The organism is Pseudactinotalea sp., assembly GCF_048594945.1.
Lineage (GTDB): Bacteria > Actinomycetota > Actinomycetes > Actinomycetales > Beutenbergiaceae > Pseudactinotalea.
Map to the genome: position 1 here is coordinate 1 of NZ_JBMDXJ010000216.1, position 1,790 is coordinate 1,790.

Annotated in this window: 2 protein-coding genes; both read left to right on the forward strand. The window is 70.6% G+C overall.

Features of this window, described 5'->3' with window-relative positions:
* Positions 1-948 (forward strand): 3'-5' exonuclease (locus ACOJSN_RS09470; protein ID WP_420112248.1); only part of this gene is annotated, 948 nt, incomplete at its 5' end.
* 449 nt (positions 949-1,397) lie between these two features.
* Positions 1,398-1,730, forward strand: a complete 333-nt coding sequence (locus ACOJSN_RS09475) for a WhiB family transcriptional regulator (protein ID WP_420112249.1) — start codon at positions 1,398-1,400, stop codon at positions 1,728-1,730.
* Positions 1,731-1,790: the final 60 nt, after the last annotated feature.

A 1,790-nucleotide genomic window follows, 5' to 3' on the forward strand; every position in this document is an offset into this window, starting at 1 on the left:
CACGTCACCGACCACGCAGATCTCGTCGCGCTCTCCCAGCCACAGGTCGAGCAGGCGCTCGCGCAGGCGGGCATCGGGTACCTGGTCCGCGGCGGCGAACGCTTCTTCTCGCGCACCGAGGTGCGCGAGGCGATGGTGTTGCTCCGCGGCGCCGCACGCGCCCAGACCGACGGCACCATGCCGGAACATGTGCGCGCGGTCCTCACCGGTGCCGGCTGGCAGCCGGAACCACCCGCAGCCCGCGGTGCGACCCGGGAGAAGTGGGAGTCGCTCAACGCGCTCGTGCAGCTGGCTGAGGAGCTCGCCGCTGCCCGCGCCGCCACCATGCAGGGCTTCGTCGACGAGCTGGTGGAGCGGGCCGCCGCCCAGCACGCCCCCACGGTCGACGGCGTCACGCTCGCCTCCCTGCATGCCGCCAAGGGCCTGGAATGGGACGCCGTGTTCCTCGTCGGTATCAGCGAGGGCTTGCTGCCGATCTCGCTCGCCGAGGGTGACGATGCGATCGCCGAGGAGCGCCGCCTGCTCTACGTGGGCATCACCCGTGCCCGCGAACACCTGCACCTGTCCTTCGCGCGATCCCGCAACGCCGGTGGCCGCGGCACGCGCCGACACTCCCGCTTCCTCGACGGCATCTGGCCTGAGGCCGGCACGACCGGTCGCCGTTCGAGCAGGCACGCGAAGGTCGCACCGGTCCGGTCCGCCCCCGCGGCCGAGGATGTCGACCCCGACCTCGTCGACCGGCTCCGCACCTGGCGCGCACGCGTCGCCACCGCGATCGACAAGCCCGCCTTCACCGTGCTGCACGACTCCACGCTCGTGGCGATCGCGGCGGCGCAACCGCGCGAGCTGCGCCAGCTCGCCATCCTTCGTGGCGTCGGACCAACCAAGATCGAGGCGTACGGGGCCCAGATTCTTGCCGTGGTCCGTGGCGAGGACCCCACGACCTGAGCCTCGATGACCGGCGAACGCACCGCCGTCGAACATCGCCGAAAAGAATCTCGATTAATACCTTGGACGAGGTCCGGAGGGCGTGTAACGTCTCCTGTGTTCTGTGAGTCCGGACCTGGCCTAGCCAGCATGAGGGTCCCCGATCTTGAGGAGGTGGAGTTGCTGTGATCAACGAGATTCAGGCCTACGGCCCAACGATCGCTCCCAGCGGCGTCCTCTTCGATCGAGGTATCCGCAATCGGGGGATGAGCGCTCTGCCCATCCCCACCGGCGGCGCGGTCGATTCGACCCGTAGCGCCTGCCCCGGCTCCGCTTCCTGACGCGTTCCTCGCGTTCAGTCGCGGGGCCACCGGCCCGCGGCTGACTTCTCGTCACTGCCATCGATGGCAGACGAGGCGTTCACCTCCGGCCCAGACCGGCTGACCGAACGAGTGCCTCAGGAGCACCCCGTGAAGTACACATCACCTTTTGACACGATCCCCGGGTCGGCGACGAGCTGGCCGTCGCCTGCGGCGACCGACGAGCCCGACCTCTCCCTTCCCTGCCAGGACCCCGACAACCTGGACCTCTGGTTCGCCGAGCGCGGTGACGACGTCGAGCGAGCCAAGGCCATGTGCGGCGACTGCCCGCTCAAGGCGACGTGCCTCGAGGGCGCGGTCGAGCGCGCCGAGCCCTGGGGGGTCTGGGGAGGCGAGGTCTTCATCGACGGTCGCGTAGTCCCGCGCAAGCGGGGACGCGGTCGGCCGCGTAAGGACGAGGCCGCGCGCTGGAACGCAGCGTGAGCGGCACTCCTCACGAGGGGCCGTCGGGGGGGCCCAGGGGGCCCCCCGCGGCCTCGTGGT